This is a genomic window from Kitasatospora sp. NPDC001225, assembly GCF_053597855.1.
The window spans coordinates 1-1,376 of the sequence record NZ_JBSFJC010000453.1 but is presented as its reverse complement, the minus strand read 5'-3'; the positions used below and the strand labels follow the sequence as shown (position 1 = coordinate 1,376).

The window sequence follows — 1,376 nt, the reverse complement described above, 5'->3', positions numbered from 1 at the left end:
GTGACGGGGCGTCGGGGGCGGTGGCGAGGTCAGCAGGACGTAGCGGCCGCGGCGCAGCAGGGGCAGCAGCGTGCCGCCGCCGTGGACGGCGAGGTCGGGGGCGCGGGTGCCGGTGAGCGGGTGGGCGCCGGACGGGTCGGCGGGCGGGTAGGTGACGGCGAGCCCGGCGGAGCGCAGGGCCAGGGTGTCGGAGAACTCCGGGACGCGGGCGATGAGTTCGCCCAGCAGGTCGCGCATGGCGAGGTTCTCCGGGGTGTAGGTGGTCATCAGGCCGGTCTGCGCGCGGGTGCTGCGCAGCAGGTCGGCGCCGACCGGGTGGCGTTCGGCGTGGTAGCTGTCGAGCAGGCCGTCGGGGGCGGTGCCGGCGAGGGTCTGGGCGAGCTTCCAGCCGAGGTTGCCGGCGTCCTGGAGGCCGACGTTGAGGCCGGGGCCGCCGGCGGGGAAGTGGGTGTGGGCGGCGTCACCGGCGAGCAGGACCCGGCCGTGCCGGTACCGCTCGGCCTGGCGGGTGGCGTTGCCGAAGGTCGAGATCCAGCGCGGGTCGCGCATGCCGTAGTCGGTGCCGGTGATCCGGCGGACCCGGGTGCGGAGCTCCTCGACGGTGGGGGTCTCGGGCCGTTCCCGGACGCTCCGCGCGTCGTTGCCGACCACCCGGTGGAGGCCGTCGGGCAGTGGGAAGACCATGACGGTGCCGTGCTCGTTGGCGACGGAGTGCGCGGCCGGCGGCGCGTCGAGGACGACGTCGGCCATCCAGGCCCACCGGGTGGCGGCGGTGCCGGGGAAGCCGATGCCGGCGGCGGTGCGCACGGTGCTGCGGCTGCCGTCGCAGCCGACCAGGTAGGCCGCGCGCAGCCGCCGGGGCCCGGCCGGGGTGTCGACGTCGACGGTCACCGCGTCCTCGTTCCGGGTCAGCCCGGTCACCCGGTGCTCGCGCAGCAGGCGGACGCCGACGGCCTCGGCGTGGGCGGCGATGAGTTCCTCGGTGCGCGCCTGCGGCAGGGCGAGGGTGAACGGGTAGGGCGTGTCCAGCCGGGAGAAGTCCATCCGGCTGGTGAGCGAGGCGAAGTGTCCGCTGGGCACCCGCAGGCCTTCGGCGAGGAACGGCGCCACCAGCCCCCGGGCGGCGAACAGTTCGAGGCTGCGCGGGTGGACGGTGAGGGCGCGGGAGTGCGGGTCGGGCTCGGCCCGGGTCTCCAGCACGGTCACGTCGACGCCGTGGAGCCGCAGTTCGCAGGCGAGCCAGAGGCCGACCGGTCCGCCGCCGGCGATGACGACCTGGTGGATCCCGTCGGCCTCCTCCGAGAACGCCTTCGACCGACCGCTCGACGCCATACCGCCCTGACGCCCGAACTCCATGAACGCACCCGGCGACACCA

General features: G+C 75.7%; 1 protein-coding gene. It reads right to left on the bottom strand.

The annotated features are described in order from the left end of the window. Positions 1–1,356: FAD-dependent monooxygenase (locus ACWDCZ_RS41395; protein WP_449818732.1), on the bottom strand; the 1,356-nt coding region annotated here is incomplete at its 3' end. Positions 1,357–1,376: the final 20 nt, after the last annotated feature.